Genomic DNA, 22,244 nt, shown 5'->3' with positions numbered 1-22,244 from the left:
ACTCGGGGTGGCTGAAAATTCGCGTCGAATTGGCCGACATTTACGAATGGTTGAGAGATGAACGGGGTGCGAAACGCGTCATGATCGGCCGCCGTCGCCCTGGGTCCACTCGCCGCCCGGCGGGGCCCGGCCATCCGACGATGCGGATGCCCGGCGGTATCACCGGGCAGGATCGCGATGATCGGCCAGGGGATGGCGCCGCGGACGAGGCCGGCGCCTTCCCCCGACGACCTGTCCCGACGACCCGCCCCCACGCCCGATCCCGATGACCTGTGAGGCAGCGAAAACGATGACCAGCACCCAGCGCACCGGCGCGCAGTCCGTCCCCGTCGGGCCGCCGCCCCCGTTCGACCCGGAACTGGCCGCTTCCCTCGAGGCCATAGGGGAGGACCTGCCGCCCTCCCTGCTGCCCGAGATGATCCCCGTCCTGCGCCGGTCACCCCTGAGGGCGCCGGTGCCGGACGAGGCGCTGAGCCTGGGCGGTGCCTTCGAGATCGAGGACCGTACGGTGCCGGGACCGCCGGGCGCTCCGGACATCTCGCTGCTCATCCTGCGGCCGACGGGGGAGCGGGGCCCGCTGCCGGCCCTGTACGTGATGCACGGCGGCGGCATGATCGTCGGGGAGCGGCGCAGTGGTGCCCTCGGCTTCCTGGAGTCGGCGCGGCAGCTGCGTACCGCCGTCGTGTCGGTCGAATACCGGCTCGCCCCCGAACACCCGCACCCCGCACCGGTCGAGGACTGCTACGCGGGCCTGCTCTGGACGGCCGCCCACGCCGCCGACATCGGCGTCGACCCCGGCCGGATCGTGGTCGCGGGCGTCAGCGCCGGCGGCGGACTCGCCGCGGCCGTCGCCCTGATGGCGCGCGACCGGGGCGGCCCGGAACTCGCCGGACAGCTGTTGCTCTGCCCGATGCTCGACGACCGCAACGACACCCCGTCCAGCTACCAGATGGCCGGGATCGGCGTCTGGGACCGGACGGCCAACGACACCGGCTGGACCGCGCTCCTGGGTGAGGCGCGCGGCGGCCCGGACGTCTCGCCGTACGCCGCGCCCGCCCGCGCCGAGGACCTGTCGGGGCTGCCGCCCGCGTTCATCGACGTCGGCTCGGCCGAGACCTTCCGCGACGAGGACATCGCCTACGCCAGCCGGCTGTGGCAGGCCGGTGGCAGCGCGGAACTCCATGTCTGGCCGGGTGGGTTCCACGGTTTCTCCGGCATGGCGCCGCACGCCGCCCTGTCCCAGGACGCCGGGGCGGCACCGCTGCGCTGGCTGCGCAGGCTGCTGGCCCACCGTCCGTGATCCCCGGTCCGCCGTCCGTGCCGACGGCGGACCGGGGCCCGGCACCGACGCAGCCGCTCCCGGCCCCGCTCCCGCGGTGCGATCCGTAGCGGCGCACGGGCCGCGGAGGCGTGCACAGGGAGCCTGCGCACGCCTCCGCGGCGTGACGATCAGGACATCACGGCAGATACCGCTCGATGGCGGCCGGTCCCTTCTCTTCGATCAGCCGCCTCGCCCACTCCAGGCTCTCAGGCGTCGGTTCGCGTCCCGACGCCTTCACCAGGTCCTCCGGGTCGAAGGGCCGCTCACCACCCGTGTACAGCTGTGTCGGCCGGTGCTCGGCCGCGCTCTGGCTCCCGTTGCTCGTCACAGGACCTCCTTATTCCGCGCCCGCCGAGTCTCTGGGCGGCCGCTTGACTCCATCATCGGTCCCCGGTCGGGCACCCGCACGGCGTGCACCGGCCGGGACCTCAGCCCACCGGGCGCGGCGCCCCCGGATAGTCCGGGGGAAAGGCCTGCTCGGTCCAGATCGTCTTGCCGTACGGCGTGTAGCGGGTCCCCCAGCGCTGGACCAGCTGCGCGACGATGAACAGCCCGCGGCCGCCTTCGTCGTCGCTCGCGCTGTGCCGCAGGTGGGGCGAGGTGTGCCCGGTGTCCGAGACCTCGGTGAGCAGCGTCAGATCGCGCAGCAGTCGCAGATGCAGCGGCCCCGAGGCGTGCCGTACGGCATTGGTGACCAGTTCGCTGACCACGAGCTCGGTGGCGTACGACAGCTCCTCCAGGCCCCAGCCCGCAAGTTGCCGGGTGGCCAGCTCGCGGGCCCGGCCCACGGCCTCCGGCTCGGCGGGCAGCTCCCACGCGGCCACCTGCCTCGTGTCCAGCTCGCGGGTACGTACCAGCAGCAGCGCCGAGTCGTCGGCCGCCGTCCCGGTGGGCAGCAGCTCGGCCACCGCGCGGTCGCACAGCTCGTCCAGCGGCCTGCGGTGATCCAGCAGCACCCGGCCCAAGGTGTCCAGGCCCGCCTCGATGTCCCGGTCGCGGCCCTCCACCAGCCCGTCGGTGAACAGCGCCAGCAGGCTGCCCACCGGCAGCTCCAGCTCCAGCGACTCGAACGGCAGGCCCCCCAGCCCCAGCGGTGGACCCGCCGGCAGATCCGGGAAGGACAGCCCGCCGTCAGGGCTGACGACGGCCGGCGGCAGATGCCCGGCCCGCGCCATGGTGCACCGCCGTGAGACCGGGTCGTAGATGGCGTACAGGCAGGTCACCCCGGTGGCCATGTCGTCGTCCGTGTCGGTGCCCGGCGTGCTGTTGCGGTCGTCCGCCGTCTGTCCCACCAGGTCGTCCAGCCGGCTCAGCAGCTCGTCGGGGGACAGGTCCATCCGGGCCAGCGCCCGTACGGTCGTCCGCATCCGCCCCATCGTGGCCGCCGCCTGCAGACCGTGGCCCACCACATCCCCCACCACCAGCCCGACCCGGGTCCCGGACAGCCCGATGACGTCGAACCAGTCGCCGCCCACCCCGGCACGGTTGTCGCTGGGCAGATAGCGGAACGCCAGATCGACCGCGGACTGCGGGGCCAGATGCTGCGGCAGCAGATTGCGCTGGAGGGTGAGTGCGGCGGAGTGCTCGCGGGCGAAGCGGCGGGCGTTGTCGAGCCAGACCGCGGTACGGGTGACCAGCTCGTCGGCCAGCTCGATCTCACCGCTGTCGAAGATGGAGGGGTGCTCGCCGCGCACGAAGGTGACCAGGCCCAGCGGTGTGCCGCCGGCCCGCAGCGGTACGACCAGGGTGCGCTCCACCTGCACCATCCCGCCGGAGGACAGGCTGCGGTACTGCGGCGAGCCCGGTGGATAGACCACCCGGTGGGCGCTGCCGGGCACCCCGCCCGTCGTTTCCTCGCCCGACCGCGCCGCGACCCGTACGAGGGTGGGCAGTCCGACGCCGTGGCCCAGCTCCTCGCCCTCCAGGATGGACTGCACCAGATCGACGGTGACGGAGGCGGCGAAGCCCGGCACCGCCACCTCGGCGACCTCCCGGGCGGTGACGGCCATGTCCAGCGTGGTGCCGATCCGGCCGCCCGCGTCCACCAGGAGGTTCAGCCGCCGCTGGGCCTGATAGCGGTCGGTGATGTCGAAGGCGTCCTCACACACCCCCAGCACCCGGCCGTCGGCGTCGTGCAGCCGGTAGTAGGAGCACGACCACACATGATCGGTCCCCGGATCGGTGGGCAGCTGCCCGATGAAGTGCAGATCGACGACCGGCTCGCCGGACTCCAGGACCTTTGCCATCACCGACTGGGTGCTCCGCGGATACCCCTCCGTGACGAACACACCCCGCGGATAGAGCTCATCGGCGCGCTTGCCCATGAAATCCCGCAGCGGCAGCCCGATCTCCCGCCCGTACGTGGCGTTGAACCAGGTCAGCCGCAGATCCGTGTCGTAGATCGCCAGGCCCACCGGCGACTGGGTGGCCAGCCCGTGCAGCATGGCCTGCTGCGACTCCCAGGCCCGCAGCCCGTCCAGCTCGGCCGCCACCAGGACGCGGGCGGGCTCGCCGCCGGTACCGCCGCCCGTGTCGGCCAACGGGCAGATCGTGGTCGCCACTGACAGCAGCCGCCCGTCGCGGTGCCGCGCCGTACGGGAGACGCTGCCGAGCATCCGTGTCGACGGCGCTTCCTCGGCGGCGCTGGGTCCCGCGGACGGGAACAGGGTCTCCAGGGGGCGCCCGACGATCTCGTCCGCCCGGTACCCGAGCAGCCGCTCGGCCGCGGGGCTCCACCCGATGACCAGGTTGCGGACGTCGAGCACCGCTGTGGCCGCCCTGGTGACGTCGAGGGGACCACGGAAGTCGGCGCTCTCCACCGCATTCCATGCGTTCATGGCATCAACCCAGCCCGGTTCAGTACCTACAGCATCGAGCCTGATCAATACGCGCACAACCGCTCTGGCACCCCGCCACGTGGTGGGCCCGGGCAGGAGCCGTTGGTGGTTGCGCCGGGTGGGGGACTTGTGTGGTGGGGCTGCTCTGGCACCCCGCGGCGTGGTGGGCCCGGGCAGGAGCCGTTGGTGGTTGCGCCGGGTGGGGGACTTGTGTGGTGGGGCCGCTCTGGCACCCCGCGGCGTGGTGGGCCGGGGCGGGGGCCGTTGGTGGTTGCGCCGGGTGGGGGAACGGCCGCGCGGTCGCCCGTACCGTGGGTCGCTGGCACAGTGGGGGAAGGGCGGTGAGTACGAGGAGGCAGATTCTCATGTCCCCCCATGAGCCCGTCGTTCCCGTGCGCGGCGCCCCGTGCTGGGTCAGCCTGATGGCCCGCGACCTCAAGGCGGCGCAGCAGTTCTACTCGGCGGTCCTCGGCTGGCGGTTCCGGCCGGCCAGTCTCGGAGACGAGTTCTCCGTCGGCGTCTCCGACGGAGAGCCGGTCGCCGGTATCGGCGCGCTGGCCCCCAGCTTTCAGATCGCGGTCGCCTGGACCTCGTACTTCGCGGTGGCCGACGCCGACGACACGGCGGCCCGGATCCGTGAACGCGGCGCGACGGTCGCCGTCGGCCCGCTGAAACTCGGCCCCGGCCGCGCCGCCCTCGCCGCCGACCGCGACGGCGCGACCTTCGGCTTCTGGGAAGGCCAGACCATGGCCTGGTCGGTCGGGCACGGCAGCGCCCCGGCCTGCCTGGAACTGCGCACCCGCGACGCCTTCGAGGCCGCCATCTTCTACGCGGAGGTCTTCGACTGGGCCTCCGAGGAGCCGGGCGGCTGCGATGTCACCTACGAACACGACCAGGTGATCGTCAGCGACGGCACCCATATGGTCGCCACCCTGCGCGGCGGCGGCGTCGAGGCGGCCCCCGACCCGCGGGTCCGCCCCCGGTGGCACGTCTACTTCCCGGTCCGTGACATCGAGGCGGTGACGGCGGCCGCGGTCGCCGCGGGCGGCACCGTCACCCCCATCACCCCGAATCCGGACGGCAGCGGCGTCCAGTCCGTCATACGTGACCCCGACGGCGGACTGTTCACCGTCACGGCACCCTGAGCACCGGGGCCGTGCCGACCGCCGTCACCCGCCCTTCTCCGGCTCCCACTTCGGGCACCACGCCGCCTGCTGCCGCCCGCCGACCCGCCCGCAGAATCCGGCCTGCGTGGGCCGGCCCCGCGCGTCGATGTGCTGGACCGACAGCAGCTTGTCCAGCGGCACCTGGCGGTCCACATCACCGCCGAAGCTGATGATCCCGCTCTCGCCGTCCAGCGCCTCGTCCCCGTGGACCCCGCTGATCGCATGCCATACCGCGGGCGGCGTCAGCGGCATCCCCGCGGCCTCCTCCCGCAGCTGCTTGACCGCGTTGATGTAGAGCTTGACCGCATCGAAGCCGAGCGCCGCATGGCCGTCGAGCGAGGAGCTGGGCACCTTCGGGCATTCCTCGGGAAACAGCCGGCTCATCTCCGCGTACAGCTCGCTGGTGCCGTCGCAGCGGGCCGAGCCGAGGGTGAAGTCCAGGAAGTCGTACGGGATGCCGGGATAGTGCGTACGGCGCTCCGCGTCGGCGGCGAGCCGGGCCACGTCGTCGCCGCCGAAGAGCAGCGGCGGGGCCGAGTTGCAGGACTCGTTGATCCCGCTGAGCAGCGTCTCGAAGTCCTCCGAGCGCCCGGCGAAGAACACCAGCCCGGGGTAGGAACAGGTCCGCTGGCCCACCGCGCCCGCGCCGGGCGCGTCCGAGACCGGGTCGTCGCCCGGAGCCGCGGGCGGCGTGTAGGAGACCTTCTCGACCGTGAACCCGCGGGCCCGGAACCGCGCGACGACATCGTCGCTGAGGGTCTTGCTGTAGGTGTCGCTCGGGTCGGCGGAGCCGATCACCCGGACCTGCTTCTTCTTGTTCCTGCCCGTGATCCGGGTGACATGAGCGGCGTACGCGGCCGCCACCTCCGCCTCGCGGGAGTTCTGCGGCGACACCTGGAAGTACATCGGGGACTGCCGTACCAGGGTGTCCGCGGACAGGGTCGTGGCGACCATCGGCAGCCCCGCCTCGGTCAGCTTCCGTATCGTCCGGTTGGTCGCCTGCCGGCTCTGGTCCAGCCCGGTGACCCCGACGATCGAGGGATCCTGCCGCTTGAGCACCTCCAGCATCTCCACCACCCGGGTGCCGAAGCGCATCCCGGATCCGGCGTTCGCGGGAAAGATCCGCAGGATCGGCTCCGAGCTTCCGGTGCTGCGCAGCTGCCGGGACTGGGCGCTCGCCGCGCCCTGCAGCGCCTCGCGCCCGTAGGCGAGCTGCGCGCTGGACTTGCCCGTACTGCTCAGCAGCGCGGACAGGTGGATCAGCGTGATGAACGGGCGCTCCGGAGCCTCCTGGTGTGCCGCGTCGGCACGGCCGTTCTGCTCGGCGATCTTCGCGAGGGTTTCGTTGAGCACCCGGTCGGGGGAGTGGAAGGTGAAACCGTGTTGGGAGACCCCGATGCACTCGCCGGTCTCCGCGGTCCGCAGGGTCTCCGCGTCGTCGTCGAACCGGCTCAGCCCGCAGTGCGCCTTCCGGTACGCGCTCTCGCCCCGCAGCACCAGCCCGCCCGCCCCCAGCAGCGCCACGGTCACCGCGCAGGCCGCCGCCGCGGACACCGCCCGGCGCGCCCACAGCGGCGGTTCGGGAATCCGCAGCCGGGCGTCCTGGCCGACCTCCAGCCGCCGCGTCAGCTCGTACTCCTCCTGGGCCGGCGGCATCAGCTCCGGGACGGTCACCGGCAGGTACCAGGGCGCACGGTTGCGGGCCCGGCCGGTGTGCAGGAAGGTGTCCCGCCAGCCGCCGTAGAGCCGGTCGTTGAGCTCCCACAGGGAGCTGTGGCCCCAGTCCGTGCGGACCTGCGAGCCGTCCTCGGGCGGCTCGGCGCCGCAGCCGATGACCAGCAGCGGGTCGAAGGCGCCGGTTTCGTTGCGTACGTCGATGATCGCCTGCATCAGTGCATAGCCGCAGTTTCCGGCGGCCGTACCGTCGAGCAGCGCCACGCAGTACGCGGTGCGCCGGGCCGTCCGCGGCCGCCAGATGCGCCGCCGGAACGCCACCCGCAGGTCTTCCAGGAAGGCGTTGACCATCAGCTTGCGCAACTGCTCGGAGTCCTCCACCTGGTGGTGCGGTGTGGTCAGCCGTTCGGCGAACCCGAGGAAGGTGCCCGGGTCGCGCGGTGCCAGATAGGGCTGGTTGAGCAGCCACCGGTATTCGCGGCCCAGCCCGCGGCGCACCCGGAACCACGCGAGCGGAAAGACATGCACCGCGAACAGCCACACCCACCACGGCACATTGCCGTCCACCGCCAGTTCGGTCTCCGGGGACCGCAGCAGCCCGAACATCCGCCGGCGCCGGAACTCCCGTTCGCGCAGCCCCTGCAGCAGAGAGTGGTCATTGCCCTCCAGCCCGCCCGGGTAGTGCGGTCCCGAACCGCCCGCGCCGGTCTGCATCAGCCAGTTGACCAGGCCGAACCGGCGGAAGCGGACCCGGCCGTCGCTGCCGTTGACGCTGAGGGCGAAGCCCTGCGCCAGCCGCTCCAGGGTGTGCCGTACCGCCTCGACCGACCCGGCCGACTCCGGTTCCGCGGGGGCGCTTTCGTCCTCCAGGTCGTGCAGTACGTGCGGGACCCGGCGGGGATCGGCGTGGCTGAGGAAGTAGCTGATGCCCTTGGCGAGTCGGGTGTGGTCGGGGCCGCCGACCAGACAGAGCACGGGCAGGCCCTCCCGCCCCTGCGCGACGTCCCGGTGCCGCACCGGTTCGGGACATTCGCGCCGCCGCGGCCGGCGCACCAGATCGGCTATCAGGCGCAGCAGATGCCCGGCTCCGCGGAACACCGGTATATGGGAATCGAGATCGTTCGCCGCCATGGGTCCCCCGAGGCAAGGCCGGGAACGGAACAGGGCGGACATTCTGACACCTCACCACGGCTGCCGGAAGGCTCCGCGCCACGGGTGCCGACCCGCCGAAGATCCCCTGGCCCGAAGGTCTATCGTGGCGGCATGTCCGCCCCAGAGCTGATCCGTATCGTCTCCCGTGACTCGCCCATGGCCCTGGCCCAGGTGGAGCGCGTCCGCGCCGAACTGAGCGCGCTGCACCCCGGCATCGCCACCGAGGTCATCCCGGTCAAGACCACCGGCGACCGGTGGATGGGTGCCCTCTCCCAGGTCGAGGGGAAGGGCGCGTTCACCAAAGAGGTCGACGCCGCCCTGCTCGCCGGGGAGGCCGATCTCGCGGTGCACTGCGTCAAGGACATTCCCGGCGACCGGCCGCTGCCCGCCGGTACGGTCTTCGCGGCGTTCCTCAAGCGCGACGACGTCCGCGACGCGCTGATCCATCCCGGCGGGCTCACCCTCGACGAACTCCCCGCCGGGACCCGGATCGGCACCTCGTCCGTACGGCGCATCGCGCAGCTCGCCGCCTCCCATCCGCATCTGACGTGCGTCCCGATGCGCGGCAACGCCAACCGCCGGATGGAGAAGCTGGCCGCGGGCGAGGCGGATGCGCTGCTGCTGGCGGTCTCCGGACTGGAGCGGATCGGCCGTACGGATGTGATCACCCAGATCCTCTCCGTGGACGAGATGTGCCCGCCGATCGGCGCGGGTGTGCTGGCTCTCCAGTGCCGCGAGGGCGACACCGCCACCATCGACGCCGTCAGCGGCCTCGGCGACCCCGCGGCCTACCGCGAAACCACCGCCGAGCGGATGCTGCTGCACGTCCTCCAGGGCCACTGCAACAGCCCGATCGCCGGCTATGCGACGACCGACCGGCGCGGCGAACTCGCCCTGCGCGCCTGTGTTTTCACCCCGGACGGCAAGACCGTCCTGAACGCCCACGAGTGGGCCGGGCCGCTCAACCCCGAGACGCTCGGCACATCGGTGGCCGTCGCGCTGCTGCGGCAGGGCGCGCGCGAGCTGATCGACGGCATCGCGCACTGAGGCCGCGCGGGAAGGGCCCCGCACCGCGCGTGCTGCGGTGCGGGGCCCTCGACCCGGGATCGGCGTGAGGTCAGTTCACGGCATCACCCCCGCCCGCGGCTGCTGAGCCGGCGCCCCCACCGGCGCCGATTTCGGCGCCGGTGGCCTGGAGCGCGGCGGTGACGGGCTGGAAGAACGTCTCGCCGCCCTGGGTGCAGTCGCCGCTGCCGCCCGAGGTCAGCCCGACGGCCGCGTCACCCGAGAACATCGAGCCGCCGCTGTCGCCCGGCTCGGCGCACACGTCCGTCTGTATCAGGCCGTTGACGATGTCCCCGTTCCCGTAGTTCACGGTGGCGTCGAGCCCGGTGACGGTGCCGTCATGGAGCCCGGTGGTGCTGCCCGAACGCTGCACCTTCATCCCCACGGCGGCCTCCGCGGCCTTGGTGATCGGCTGCGTCTTGCCGTTGCCCAGGTCGACCGCGCTCTGCGGCTGCGCGCCCGGATCGTCGTAGGTGACCAGCGCGAAGTCGGTCTTGGGGAACTGGGAGTCCGTCACGGTCGCCAGCGGCTGGCCGCCCTGATCGGCGGACCAGGTCTTGGAGTCGTTGCCGCAGTGGCCCGCGGTGAGGAAGGCCGGGGCTCCCTTCACGGTGACGTTGAAGCCGAGGGAGCAGCGGGCGTTGCCGCCGAAGATGGCGCTGCCGCCCACCGGCGCCGCGGCCGCACCGCCGCCGCCCGCACCGCCCGCACCGCCGTCGTCTCCGGCACCACCGGCCGCTTCTCCCGCGCCGCCGGCTGCCGCGGCGCCACCGTCCGTGCCGGCGCCGCCATCTGCTGCGGCGCCACCATCTGTACCGGCGCCGCCATTTGCTCCTGCACCCCCGTCCACTCCTGCGCCGCCGTCCACTCCGGCCCCGGCGTCCCCGCCCGATCCGGCGTCGCCGCCCGTCCCGGGGGCACCACCCATCCCGCCGGCGCCCTGCTGCCCCGCCCCCATGTCCCCGCCGTCGTACCGCTTGAACTCTCCGGCCGACCGCTTGACGGTCACCATGCCGCCCATGGACGCGGTGGCCTTGTTCAGGGTGGCCATCTTCCGGCCGGTGACCGTCCGGTCGGCGAGCACCACGATTCTGTTCGTCTTCGGATCGATCGACCAGGCCGTGCCCGGGACCGACGCGGTGCTGCGCAGCGTCCGTGTGCCCGCCTTCAGCGCGGCCATGCTGTGGTCCACGACCTTGGCCACCGCGCCCTGGGAGGTGACGCGCGCGGCATCCTCCTGCGCCAGCACGTTCATCACCAGATGACCGGTCTTGCCGTCCAGATACCAGCCCGCCGACTTGTCCCCGAGATCCGCCTTCAGGGACGCCGCGAGCCGGGCGGCCGACGGCGCGGAGAGGGTCTTCAGGGCGGGCGGCCGGTCCGTGCTGGCATGGGCGTTGGGGAGCAGGATCGCCGCCGCCGCGATGGCCGCCGCGGAGGCTCCCGCGATGGCACCGGTCCGCTTGTTCACATGGCGGTGGCCCGCCTGCCCGCGGCCGATCCGTCGACGGCCCGCCGGCCGGTGGCTGACTTGTCGGGGACTCATTCACTGACCTCCAACTGGGATGCACTGTTGTCACCCAGTCCTACGCAGCCGGTCCGTCGCGGTCTCACGGCCACTCAAGGTGCGATGAATTCCGCCGGATCCGGCTCCGGGCCCCCTACACTCCCGGCGACTGCCCGCTCAACGGCCGGTTGTCAGTGCCGCATGCCAAGATTCGTTCCATGTCTGCACAGCCCGTGATGCCGCCCGCCGATCCGAAGAATTCGACCGTCTTCCTGGAGTGGGCGCGTCTGCACGCCCCCGAGGCGGAGGACGACGCACACCGCCTCATCGCGACGGTGACGGACGGGCTGGGGCGTGCGCTGAACAAACCCGGCGGGTTTCTCGACGAGTTGAAGTACCGTGCCGCCAAGCTCCCGGCGACGCATCTGCCCTGGTTCTGGGACACCGTCGGGCACCGCATGGGCCCCTGGACGCCGCGCCATGCCGGTACCGCCTACGGACTGGCCCGCCAGGCGGAGGAGCAGCACGGCCTGCCGGTCGACGAGACGTACCACCGCGCGAACGTCCTGCTCTACGCCCGCCTCGGCGCGCTGCCCGCGAAGGAGGTCGCCGGACACCAGCGGAGGCTGCACGCCACGCTCGATGCGGCCGCCGCGCATCAGGAGTTCGTACAGTTCCTGCTGGCCTTCGCCGCCGGTGGCGGTACGCCCGGGAGGGATCTGCACCGCAGGGTGCAGGCGTCGGCCAAGGCGGCGGGGCTCGGCATCGTGGAGAGCGCGCAGGCGCTCGGCGACATCCTGGTGGCGGCGAAGGGCCGGCCCCTGCCGGATGCTCTCCTGGACGGCCTGGGGCCGGTCTTCGCCGAGGTGCCGCCTCCGGCGCCGGTGCGCCAGGCGCTGGCGGAGCTGTTCCCGACCTCGGTCACCGACGGCGGGGCATGGCTGCGGCTGCTGGCGGCCACCGGAGTCGACGACGCCATGGCGGAGGGCCGGATCGTCCCGTCCGGAGGCCTGAGCGGATGGCTCGGCTCCTTCGCCTTCCACTACTCCTACAAGCGCTACAGCTCCGGCGTCATGCGGCAGGCGATGCCCGATGAGCTGTACGCCCTGGTGCCCCGTATCGCCGGCCGGATCAGGGCCGAGAACACCCCCGTCAGCCTCCACCGGTCACGCTTCCGGCACACCCTCTTCGACGCCGATCTCGTCGATGTCTGCCTGGCGAACGCCATCGCGGTGGCGGACCCCGGCCCGCGCGTGGGGCTGGAGTTCTGGGGCGGGAAGGCCCGCCGCGACCACCGGGCGCTCGCCGCCGACCCGGTGCTGGGCCCCCGCCTGATCGGCACGGCCCATGCGCCGCGCGGCCCGCGCGCCGGCGCCCCGCGGCTGCCGCTCGGCGACGGCGTCGATGCGGCAGTCCACGACCGCGTGACCCGGCTGATGGACTCCGTCGCGGACGGCGGGCTGGGCGCGGCGCAGGATGCCCTCGCCAAGCTGGACACGATCCTCGACCCACCGACGATCACCGCGCTCAAGGGCATCGACACCGCTCTGGACGCCCTCGACGGCGTCGGACCGCTGCTGCGTACGCTGCGCGCCGGCCTCCCGGAGGAGCTGGCCTGGCCCGCACTCGAGGAGGCCGTACGGCGGCTGGGCGGCGTCCGGGAGATCGCCGGGGTCACCTGCACCTGGCCGGTGCTGACCGTCTTCGGCCGGGACCGGGCGATCGCCGTCGACCACAGCGGCGAGCGCGGCAGCTGCACCTTCGCGCTCCCCGAAGAGGCCGCCACCCATTCGGTGTTCTTCATCGGCGGCAGCTTTCTGGTCGGCTGGGCCGACGGCAAGACGTACGGCCTGTCGGCGCGGCGGGCGTTCTGGGCCGACCGTCCCGAGGACGGCTTCGTGCCCGAGGACTCCTTCGGCATGGTCTCCTACGGCGGCAGTACGGACGGTGCGCTCGGCTATCAGTTCGCCACGCCCGACGGCGGCGGCCGGTACGACGGTGCCCGGGTGCTCCGGCCGGGCGGCCGGGAGGGCATCGGCGACTACGAGCAGCAGCTCGCCGACGGCACCCGGCTGTGGAGTTCCCGCCTGTTCGGAAGCAGGATCGGCCACCGCGACGGCGTGTGGCGCGAACTCGACGCGGACAGCGGCGAACGTACGGACAACACCGCCCTGCCCCCCTTCCTCGCCGCCGAGCCGCCCAAGGGCCTGTTCCGCACGCACGACATGCAGACCCTCGCCCCGATGCCGCCCGGCGCCCCGGAATCCCCGCTGGGCCAGGTGGACGGCGTCACCGGCTGCCGGGTCCTGCACTGGGACCACAGCGAGACCGCCCCGGTGCGCTATCTGCTGGAGGGCAACGACGGACGGCGCGCCGAATTCCGTGTCACCCACCCCGGGGAGGACCCCTGGGGCATCATCCGGCTGCCCGAGGGCGGCGCCGAGGCCGTGCTGACCGACCACCGTCCGATGCGCTGTTACGCCGCCGACGACAACTCCCTGCTGTGGGAGGCGCGTGGCTTCCCCTACCCCAAGTGGTCCGGTGGCGGATCCGCCGCGCCCGGCGACGGGCCGCTGTTCCCGCCGCCCGCCTTCTGGCACTTCCTGACCCCGCGGGACGCCGCATCCTCCAAGGCGCTGCGCACGGTCACCGAGGATGCCGCAAAGGCCCTGCTGGCGGCGGCAGTCGGCGACGGCGGCGAGGAAGCGGACCGCGCCGAGGAAGCGGTTCGGGCCGAGGAAGCGGTTCGGGCCGAGGCCGCCCGGGTGCTCTCCGGGGTGACCGACCCCGGCGTCCTGGACGGTGTGGTGCGTGCCGTCCGCACCGCCGCCGGGATCCTGGACCGCCGCCGCACCCTCTCGTCGAGGTCGGCGCTGGTCGTCAACGGCGCCCAGGTCCGCCCCGCCGGGGAGACCGCCGACACCGCGCTGATCACCGCCCTGCGCGACCTCGTGGAGGTATGGATCCCCTACAACGCGCCGCGGATCGCCGAAGAGGCCGCCACCGTCAGCGCGATCGCCGCCGACGGCGAGTTCCTGCGCGGCCGGATCGACGACGCCGCCCGGCGCGTCAGCCCGCCGGCCCGGCCGCGCGACTGGGCACCGCTGCTCGGCGACGGGATCGCGGCCGCCGCCTGGCGCTGCGTCACCCAGACCACACCGGACGAGGACCGCACCGCACTGAGCGCCTTGCTGCGCACCTGGGCCGCCACGCCGTTCGCCGCACCCGGCACCTGGCGACTGGGCCGCGCCTCCGGTGCGGCGCTGCGCCCGCTGTGCGACACCGGCCGGGCCGTGGCCACCGGAATGGGCGACGGCAGACAGGGCGTCGCCCCGAATCCCAGCGAACCTCTCGGTCCCACGGGCGGCTACCGCTTCGTCCAGCCCGAGTCCGCCCCCGTACCCGAGGGCGCCACCGAGGTCCGCACGGTCACCGTCGGCCACGACGACGCGGCCCGGCTGCCGCGACTGCTGGAACTCCTCGCCGAGCACGGCCCGCTGACCCTCACCCCCGAAGCCGTCGCGGCGTTCGTCGCCCGCACCGGAGTGCGGCGGGCGGTGGCCGTGCAGGCCCTCGCCGGGCTCCCCACCAGGCCCGGGATCAACGGCACCCGGCAGATGCTGCGCGCCAAGCCGTTCCAGGCCACACCCGAGGTGGCCCGGGAAGCCGAATCGCTGGTGCACCGCCTCGGCACGGCGGGCCGGGCGCGGGTCCTGGCGGCGGGCCTGCCCGACGACCCGGCGGAGCTGTGGACGGCGTCCGGGCTGGTGGCGGCCGCCGGGCGGATGGGCGCCGAATGGGCCGCGATCCTCGGTCAACAGACCGCGGTGGACGAGGAGTTGACCGCGGAGCTGGAGAAGGAGCTGGGCGCGGGCGGGCTCTCGGCGGCGCTCGGTGATCCGCAGGGCGGCGGGGTACTGACCGAGGACCGGCGCCGGGTCATCGCCGCCAGCAAGTACGGCTATCTGTACGTCTATCCGGCGGCGGCCGACGGCTCCCCGGGCGACCGGCCGGACTACACCATGCCGTACCTCGACACGGCGTCCGCCCTCTCCTGGGTGCTGACCGAACGCCCCGTGGGCGATCCCGCCACCGCCGGTGCCCGGGTGCTCTGCGCACGGCTTGCCGAACGCCTCGACGCACCGGACTTCCTCGTCGGGCTGGGACGCCACAGGATTCCCCTCGACCAGGCCCGCATCGACGTGCTGTTCGGACCCGAGAGGTACCCGGTGGCGGCCGCCGAACCACCCGCGACCGACCGGGCGGCGCGGCTGCCGCTCTACTACGACCAAGGACTGCTCATCGTCCGCAGCAACGGCGAGTGGGCCACGGTGTTCCTGCGCCCCGCCGGCTTCACCCGCCGCGGAAAGCACGAAGCGGTCACGCGGCTCTGCGAGGACCTGGGCATGACCGAGCTGGCCACGGAGATCGAGCGGATACGGGTGCTGCGCGACGGCATCACGGCGCTGGCCGCACGGTCCGCCGACACCCCCGTACCGGTCGGCGGATACGAAGCGAACCCGCTGCTCAGCGTGCCGGCACTGGTCGATGCGGCGGCCGAGGCGCTGGGCGTCGGCCGGGATGCCGCCGCGCTCCACCTCCAGCTGCTGACGCTCGCCCGCCCCACCGACCGCAACATCCGCCGCTGGAACGGCTGGAGCGCCGCCCGGCACCGCACCGTACAGGCCGAACTCGCCGCCACCGGCGCCGTGGTGACGGAAAAGCGCAGCCGTGCGGGCCGTACGGCCTTCCTCCCCGGCGGCTGGACGGACCTCAAGGCGCCCCATCTGCCGCTGGAGACCGCCAAGCTCGACGCCCATCTGGCCACCGCCACCGAAAAACGCGAAATGGAGGGCCCATTCACCCGGCTGCTGCCGCCCCGCCCGCTGCATGAGATGTTCGCCGCTGCCTGGGCCGGGCGTTGAGACGCCCGGCCCAGGCAGCGATTTCCGACCGGAGAATCAGGCAGCCGGCCACGCCCGCGCTGCCGTGGGCGTGCCCGCTTGCCGGGTCCGCATCGCGAGCCAGCCCGCCATCGCCCGTACGCCGAGGCCGATGGCGCGCTCGTCCGGGGCGAAGTCGGGGTAGTGCGGATAGCTGGTGGTGACCGGGGCGCCGGGGGCCCGGACGCCGAGGAAGGTGTAGGTGCCGGGGACGCGGTCCAAATAGAGGGCGAAGTCCTCGCCGTTGTAGGGGAAGGCGGCGTGGAGCTCGGTGACCGCGGACCGGCCGAGTGTCCGGCGCAGGTGGCGGGCGAGCGTGCGGGCATCGCGTTCCGGGCAGACCATGGCGGGGAACGGCTCGGTGGGGAAGCTCACCCCGGCGCCCGCGTACGACGTGGCCAGCCGGCGGATGTTCTCGCGCACCTCCACGTACCGCTCCTGCGGCCAGCAGCGGTAGGCCACACTCACCGTGGTGTCCTGCGCCCTGGCCCGGACGGCCACGAACCGGGCCAGTGGCCCGTCCGGCGTCTGGACATCGGCGACCATCCGCTCCAGGTCCGCGGGCGTCTGCGGGGGAGTCACCGTCGCGAGCGCGCCGATCTCGGCGGCCAGCCGCTGCGCGGCAGCGGGCGCGTCCGGACCGGTGAGAGTCACCTCCGCGCGGTCCTGGCCCGGCAGGCCGTAGCCCGGAGTCACGGCGAACTGCCCCACCGGGAACGGCCCGCAGTGCAGCGCATGGATCTCCTCGACCCCGGTGCGCTCCAGCACGCCCGCGTCGATCAGTGCGCGCGCCCCGGCCAGCGCCTCCTCGGCGGGCTGGAAGAGGAACACCACGGTCCCGCTCACCTGCTGCCGCAGCCGCGCCAGGACCCGTGCGACGCCGAGGGCCACCGTGGTGTGGAGGTCGTGCCCGCAGACGTGCGCCGGTGCGGTGCCGCCCCCGACGATGTCCTTGGGTGGCACCGCGTCCATGTCCGCCCGGTAGGCGACGGTCCGGCCGGGCAGCGCACCCCGCAGGACGCCGACGACGCCGTTTCCGCCCACGCCGGTGGTGACGGTCAGTCCGGCCGCCCGCAGCTCCCGGGCCACCAGCGCGGCGGTGCGCTGTTCTTGACCCGGCGCCTCGGGGTGCTGATGGAGATCCCGCCGCAGTGCGATCAGGGCGCGCTCCTGGCGCGCCACCTCGGCGTCCACCGCCGCTTGCGCCACCGCCCCTTGCCCCACCGGCCGTGCCCGCCCGCCGGCGGCGGCGTTCCCCGCGGCTCCCCACACGATCCCCGCACCGGCTGCCGCCGCCGCACCGGCGAGCAGCGTGCGGCGCCCGAGAGCGCGCTCCATGGGACGATTCACCATTCCCCCTTATTGATCCTTCATGTGGTGCTTCACGCGATGCCGCACGCGACGCTTCGTGTGGTGCTTCACGCGATGCCTCATGTGATGCCTCATGTGATGCCTTGTGCGGTCATCCGGGACGTCTGACGACGCCTGGCCGGAAATCCGTGATCACACGATCGCTGCAGCCGCATGCCGTTGCCCATCCGGCGAGCCACCAGCCGGGGGTGGGGGTAACCCCCCTCGCGGTCCGTCGGCGGGTGCCAACGGCGCGGGGTGACAACGGGGGGCCGTCCTGGCCCTGGTCGTCCCGCGCAGGGTGCCGAGCGTCCGGCGTACGACCGTTTCCGGCCCGGCCCACGACGGCTCAGGGCCCGCGACGGCCGGTCCCCCGGGAGGGCGTAAAGGGCAGCTGTGACCGTGCTTAAGAAAACCTCGATGGACCAGGCGGCCGTCGTACGGAAGATTTCCTGACGGAGATCGGGCGGCCGAAATGCGCCCCCGGCAGGTCATATGCGTACGGGAGCCGTTGCGGTGAAGGCACTGGTCAAGCAGAAGGCGGAGCCCGGACTGTGGCTCACGGACGTGCCGGAGCCGGCCGTCGGCGCGGGCGATGTACTGATCAAGGTGCTGCGCACCGGCATCTGCGGCACCGATCTGCACATCCGTTCCTGGGACGGCTGGGCGCAGCAGTCCATCAGCGCCCCGCTGACCGTCGGCCATGAATTCGTCGGCGAGGTCGTCGACACCGGCCGCGATGTCGCCGACATCAAGCCAGGCGACCTGGTCAGCGGCGAGGGGCATCTCGTCTGCGGCAAGTGCCGCAACTGTCTGGCCGGCCGCCGTCATCTGTGCCGCGCCACGGTCGGTCTCGGCGTCGGCCGGGACGGCGCGTTCGCCGAGTACGTGGCGCTGCCCGCGGCCAATGTGTGGGTGCACCGGACCCCGGTCGACCTCGATATCGCCGCCGTCTTCGACCCGTTCGGCAACGCCGTGCACACCGCGCTGTCGTTTCCGCTGGTCGGCGAGGACGTACTGATCACCGGCGCCGGGCCGATCGGCATCATGGCCGCGGCCGTCGCCCGCCACGCGGGCGCCCGCAATGTCGTGATCACGGACGTCAGCGAGCCGCGCCTGGAACTGGCGAGGAAGGTCGGCGCGAGCCTCGCGCTCAATGTCGCCGAGGCCTCGATCGCCGACGGCCAGCGCGAGCTGGGCCTGAGGGAGGGCTTCGACATCGGCCTGGAGATGTCCGGCCGGCCCGAGGCGCTGCGCGACATGATCGGCAACATGACGCACGGCGGACGGATCGCCGTCCTGGGGCTGCCGTCCCAGGAGTTCCCCGTCGACTGGTCCCGGATCGTCACCTCCATGATCACGATCAAGGGCATCTACGGCCGAGAGATGTTCGAGACCTGGTACGCGATGTCCGTCCTCCTCGAAGGCGGCCTCGACCTCGCGCCCGTGATCACCGGCCGCTACCCGTACCAGGAGTTCGACGCCGCCTTCGACGACGCCGCCAGCGGCCTCGGCGGCAAGGTCATCCTCGACTGGGCCGTCTGACCCGCCCCGTACCGCTCCGCCACCCTTCAACTCCCGGAGAAATCAACGATGTTCGACTCCGTACGCGACGAACTGCGCGGCACCCTCGACGAGATCCGCGCCGCCGGACTGCACAAGCCCGAGCGCGTCATCGGCACCCCGCAGTCCGCCACCGTCGAGGTCACCGACGGAGGCCGACCCGGCGAGGTCCTCAACTTCTGCGCCAACAACTACCTCGGCCTCGCCGACCACCCCGAGGTCATCGCCGCCGCCCACGAAGCCCTCGACCGCTGGGGCTACGGCCTGGCCTCGGTCCGCTTCATCTGCGGCACCCAGGAGGTGCACAAGGAACTGGAGCGGCGGATCTCCGGCTTCCTCGGCCAGGAGGACACCATCCTCTACTCCTCCTGCTTCGACGCCAACGGCGGTGTCTTCGAGACGCTGCTCGGCCCGGACGACGCGGTCATCTCCGACGCCCTCAACCACGCCTCCATCATCGACGGCATCCGCCTCTCCAAGGCCCGCCGCTACCGCTACGCCAACCGCGATATGGCGGACCTGGAACGGCAGTTGAAGGACGCCACCGAAGGCGGCGCGGGCCGCACGCTGATCGTCACCGACGGCGTGTTCTCCATGGACGGCTACCTCGCGCCGCTGGGCGAGATCTGCGACCTGGCCGACCGCTACGGGGCCATGGTCATGGTCGACGACTCGCACGCCGTCGGCTTCGTCGGCCCCGGCGGCCGCGGCACCCCCGAACTCCACGGCGTCATGGACCGCGTCGACATCATCACCGGCACCCTCGGCAAGGCCCTCGGCGGCGCCTCCGGCGGCTATGTCGCCGCCCGCGCCGAGATCGTCGCCCTGCTGCGCCAGCGCTCGCGCCCCTACCTCTTCTCCAACTCGCTCGCCCCGGTGATCGCCGCCGCCTCGCTCAAGGTCCTCGACCTGCTGGAATCGGCCGGCGACCTGCGCGAACGGCTGGCCGCCAACACCGCGCTGTTCCGCTCCCGGATGACCGAGGAGGGCTTCGACATCCTCCCCGGCGAGCACGCCATCGCCCCCGTCATGATCGGCGACGCGGCCGAGGCGGCCCGGACGGCGGAGCTGCTGCTGGAGCGCGGCGTGTACGTCATCGGTTTCTCCTACCCGGTGGTCCCGCAGGACCAGGCACGGATCCGGGTACAGCTGTCGGCGGCGCACTCGACCGACGATGTCCACCGCGCGGTGGACGCCTTCGTGGCGGCGAAGGCGGCCCTGAAGGCCGAGGCGGGCGCCGCCGTGGGGGCCTGACACCGCGGGCCCTGCGAAACTGACCACATGATCGAAGCACGACGGCTGCACATCCTGCGCGCGGTGGCCGACCACCGAACGGTCACCGCCGCGGCCGCCGCGCTCTACCTCACCCCCTCCGCGGTCTCCCAGCAGCTGGCCGCCCTGGAAACGGAGACCGGCCACCGCCTGGTGGAACGCAGCGCCCGCGGCGTCACGCTGACCGCCGCGGGCGAGATTCTGCTCACCCACGCCAACGCCGTACTGGCCCAGCTGGAGCGCGCCGAATCGGAACTCGCCGCATACGGCTCCGGCGAGGCCGGCGTGGTGACCGTCGCGGCCTTCGCCACCGGCATCTCCCTGGTCGTGGCGCCCGCGATCACCGAGCTCGCCGCCTCCTCGCCCGGCATCCGGGTCCGGGTCCGGGACGCCGAGGGCGACGCCAGCCTGCTGATGGTCCTCGACCGGCAGGTCGATGTCGCCGTCGCCGTCGAGTACCGGGGCGCGCCGCGCGCGGACGACCCCCGGCTGACCCGCGTCCCCCTGTACGCCGAGCCGTTCGACGCCGTCCTCCCGGTCGGCCACCGCCTCGCCGGCTCGGCGCGCATCGCGGTCGCCGACCTCGCCCAGGACCCGTGGATCGGCCCGTACCCCGGCAACCCCTGCCATGACGTGGTCGTCCTGGCCTGCGAGTACGCCGGATTCGAGCCGCGGCTGGAGCATTCCTCCGACGACTTCCGCGCGGTGGTCTCGCTGGCGTCGGCCGCGGCGGGGGTGGCGCTCGTCCCGCGGTCCGCGCTGGGCGACGGGGACCTGGCGGGGGTGGTGGTCCGCCCCGTCGACGGCGTGGCGCCCACCCGGCGGGTCTTCGCCGCCGTACGCCGCGGGGCCGAGGAACATCCGCTGCTGCGCCCGGTGCTGGCGGCCCTGAAGGAGGCGGCGGCGCCTCAGGGCTGAGCGCCGGCGGGCCCCGAGCACACCGTTGCCCGGCCGCGTCTGCGCGCCGTCCCGGAGCGCGCATGGCAGGCTCGGCACGGCGGCGGCAAGGGTGGCGCCAGGCGCAGTCCCGGCTCCGAGGAGGCGATGCGATGTCGGTCGGCCGGACCGGACCGGTGGGCGGCGCACCGGCCACGGCGCCGCAGGACCCGCTCGCGCTGCTGCGCAGCCGCGGCTACCTCAAGCTCCTGGTGCCGGTCGCGCTGCTCGGCGTACCGGTCTGCGCCGTGGCGTTCGGCTTTCTCGCGCTGGTCCACGCGCTGGAACCGCTGATCTACCAGGACCTGCCGCGGGCGCTGGGCTTCCACGGCACCCCGGTGTGGTGGCCGCTGCCGATGCTCGCGGCCGGCGGTGCGCTGGTCGCGCTGACCATCCGCTACCTGCCGGGCAACGGTGGCCATGAACCGGCCGACGGACTGGCGCTCGGCGGCGCCCCCGCCCCGTCCGCGCTGCCGGGTATCGTGCTGGCCGCGCTGGCCACCCTCGGCTGCGGCGCGGTGCTCGGCCCCGAGGCGCCGCTGATCGCGCTCGGCGGCGGGCTGGCCGTCGCCGCCGTACGCCCGGTGCAACGGAACCTGACCGAGCAGGCGGTCGCCGTGGTGGGCGCCGCGGGCAGCTTCGCCGCGCTCAGCGCGCTGCTCGGTTCCCCGCTGCTGGGGGCGTTCCTGCTGATGGAGGCCTCGGGGCTGGGCGGCGCGCTGCTGGGCGTGATGCTGGTGCCCGGACTGCTCGCGGCCGGGATCGGCGCGCTCATCTTCACCGGCCTGGGGGACTGGACCGGGCTCGGCACGTACTCGCTCACCCTCCACGACGTCCCCAAGGCCGCCGCCCCGGCCCTCCCGGAATTCGGCTGGGCGCTCGCCATCGGCGTGCTCGGCGCCCTCGCCGGGCACGGCGTACGCCGGCTCGCCCTGTTCCTCAAGGACCGCGTCGCCGCGCACCGGCTCCCGGCCACGGTGGCGCTGGCCCTTGTGGTGGGTGCCCTGGCGATCGCGTTCGCCGAGGCCACCGGCAAACCGGCGTCCGAGGTGCTGTACTCGGGGCAGTCGGCGCTGGGGACCCTCTTCGGCCACACCGCCGACTTCCCGGCGGTGGCACTGGTCCTCCTCGTCGTCTGCAAGAGCCTGGCGTACTGCGCTTCGCTGAGCTGCTTCCGGGGCGGCCCCATCTTCCCCGCGATGTTCATCGGCGCGGTGGGCGGCATCGCCCTGGCCCACCTCCCCGGCCTGTCGGACACCGCGGGATTCGCCATGGGCATCGGCGCGATGACGGTCGCGATGCTGCGCCTCCCGATGACCGCCGTCCTGTTGGCCACCCTGCTGCTGGGCCGCTCCGGGCTCACCGTCATGCCCTTGGTGATCGTGGCCGTCGTCGTCGCGTACGTCGTAACGGCCCGCCTGACCCCCGCGCCGGCTCCCGGCGCACCGGCCTAGGGCC

General features: G+C 73.2%; 13 protein-coding genes. 8 read left to right on the top strand and 5 right to left on the bottom strand.

The window, feature by feature from the left end; genetic code table 11:
* The first annotated feature begins 289 nt into the window (after nucleotides 1-289).
* Entirely contained in the window at nucleotides 290-1,300 is a 1,011-nt protein-coding gene (locus tag AC5677_RS04140) for an alpha/beta hydrolase (RefSeq protein WP_497193640.1), read from the top strand.
* Between the two features lie 157 nt (nucleotides 1,301-1,457).
* Here the strand turns inward: AC5677_RS04140 and AC5677_RS04135 are convergent, their stop codons facing one another.
* Together AC5677_RS04135 and AC5677_RS04130 are read right to left on the bottom strand one after the other, a co-directional pair.
* On the bottom strand, nucleotides 1,458-1,649 hold the full coding sequence (locus AC5677_RS04135; RefSeq protein ID WP_497193639.1) for a hypothetical protein: 192 nt from the start codon (nucleotides 1,647-1,649) through the stop codon (nucleotides 1,458-1,460).
* A gap of 100 nt (nucleotides 1,650-1,749) precedes the next feature.
* Nucleotides 1,750-4,158: a SpoIIE family protein phosphatase gene (locus AC5677_RS04130; RefSeq protein ID WP_497193638.1), complete on the bottom strand. Its 2,409-nt coding sequence runs from the start codon at nucleotides 4,156-4,158 to the stop codon at nucleotides 1,750-1,752.
* 365 nt (nucleotides 4,159-4,523) lie between these two features.
* Between AC5677_RS04130 and AC5677_RS04125 the strand changes: the two genes are divergently transcribed.
* Entirely contained in the window at nucleotides 4,524-5,303 is a 780-nt protein-coding gene (locus AC5677_RS04125; RefSeq protein ID WP_497193637.1) for a VOC family protein, read from the top strand.
* A 24-nt stretch (nucleotides 5,304-5,327) separates the two neighbouring features.
* On the opposite strand, the gene AC5677_RS04120 is transcribed toward AC5677_RS04125, so the two are convergent.
* The gene (locus tag AC5677_RS04120) at nucleotides 5,328-8,129 is read right to left on the bottom strand and encodes an ABC transporter substrate-binding protein (RefSeq protein WP_497193636.1); all 2,802 of its coding nucleotides are present in this window, start codon (nucleotides 8,127-8,129) and stop codon (nucleotides 5,328-5,330) included.
* Between the two features lie 132 nt (nucleotides 8,130-8,261).
* Between AC5677_RS04120 and hemC the strand changes: the two genes are divergently transcribed.
* Entirely contained in the window at nucleotides 8,262-9,197 is a 936-nt protein-coding gene (hemC, locus tag AC5677_RS04115; protein WP_497193635.1) for a hydroxymethylbilane synthase, read from the top strand.
* A gap of 70 nt (nucleotides 9,198-9,267) precedes the next feature.
* Here the strand turns inward: hemC and AC5677_RS04110 are convergent, their stop codons facing one another.
* Nucleotides 9,268-10,761, bottom strand: a complete 1,494-nt coding sequence (locus AC5677_RS04110; RefSeq protein ID WP_497193634.1) for a S1 family peptidase — start codon at nucleotides 10,759-10,761, stop codon at nucleotides 9,268-9,270.
* Nucleotides 10,762-10,940: 179 nt separating this feature from the next.
* Here AC5677_RS04110 and AC5677_RS04105 point away from each other — a divergent pair, with 179 nt between their 5' ends.
* The gene (locus AC5677_RS04105) at nucleotides 10,941-15,647 is read left to right on the top strand and encodes a hypothetical protein (protein WP_497193633.1); all 4,707 of its coding nucleotides are present in this window, start codon (nucleotides 10,941-10,943) and stop codon (nucleotides 15,645-15,647) included.
* A gap of 36 nt (nucleotides 15,648-15,683) precedes the next feature.
* On the opposite strand, the gene AC5677_RS04100 is transcribed toward AC5677_RS04105, so the two are convergent.
* On the bottom strand, nucleotides 15,684-17,003 hold the full coding sequence (locus AC5677_RS04100; RefSeq protein ID WP_497193632.1) for a M20 metallopeptidase family protein: 1,320 nt from the start codon (nucleotides 17,001-17,003) through the stop codon (nucleotides 15,684-15,686).
* A gap of 528 nt (nucleotides 17,004-17,531) precedes the next feature.
* Between AC5677_RS04100 and tdh the strand changes: the two genes are divergently transcribed.
* The 4 genes from tdh to AC5677_RS04080 all read left to right on the top strand — a co-directional run bounded on the left by tdh (nucleotide 17,532) and on the right by AC5677_RS04080 (nucleotide 22,240).
* Nucleotides 17,532-18,560, top strand: a complete 1,029-nt coding sequence (tdh, locus tag AC5677_RS04095; RefSeq protein WP_497193631.1) for an L-threonine 3-dehydrogenase — start codon at nucleotides 17,532-17,534, stop codon at nucleotides 18,558-18,560.
* A gap of 48 nt (nucleotides 18,561-18,608) precedes the next feature.
* On the top strand, nucleotides 18,609-19,832 hold the full coding sequence (locus AC5677_RS04090; protein WP_497193630.1) for a glycine C-acetyltransferase: 1,224 nt from the start codon (nucleotides 18,609-18,611) through the stop codon (nucleotides 19,830-19,832).
* Nucleotides 19,833-19,859: 27 nt separating this feature from the next.
* Nucleotides 19,860-20,768 carry a LysR family transcriptional regulator gene (locus tag AC5677_RS04085; protein WP_497193629.1) on the top strand — a complete coding sequence of 303 codons (909 nt, stop codon included), beginning with the start codon at nucleotides 19,860-19,862 and terminating at the stop codon, nucleotides 20,766-20,768.
* A 131-nt stretch (nucleotides 20,769-20,899) separates the two neighbouring features.
* On the top strand, nucleotides 20,900-22,240 hold the full coding sequence (locus AC5677_RS04080; RefSeq protein WP_497193628.1) for a chloride channel protein: 1,341 nt from the start codon (nucleotides 20,900-20,902) through the stop codon (nucleotides 22,238-22,240).
* The last annotated feature ends 4 nt before the right edge of the window (nucleotides 22,241-22,244 follow it).

It is taken from the genome of Streptomyces sp. JLSY215, from assembly GCF_059682825.1.
Note: the sequence above shows the minus strand (reverse complement) of the source record. Positions and strands in the feature narration are given on the sequence as shown.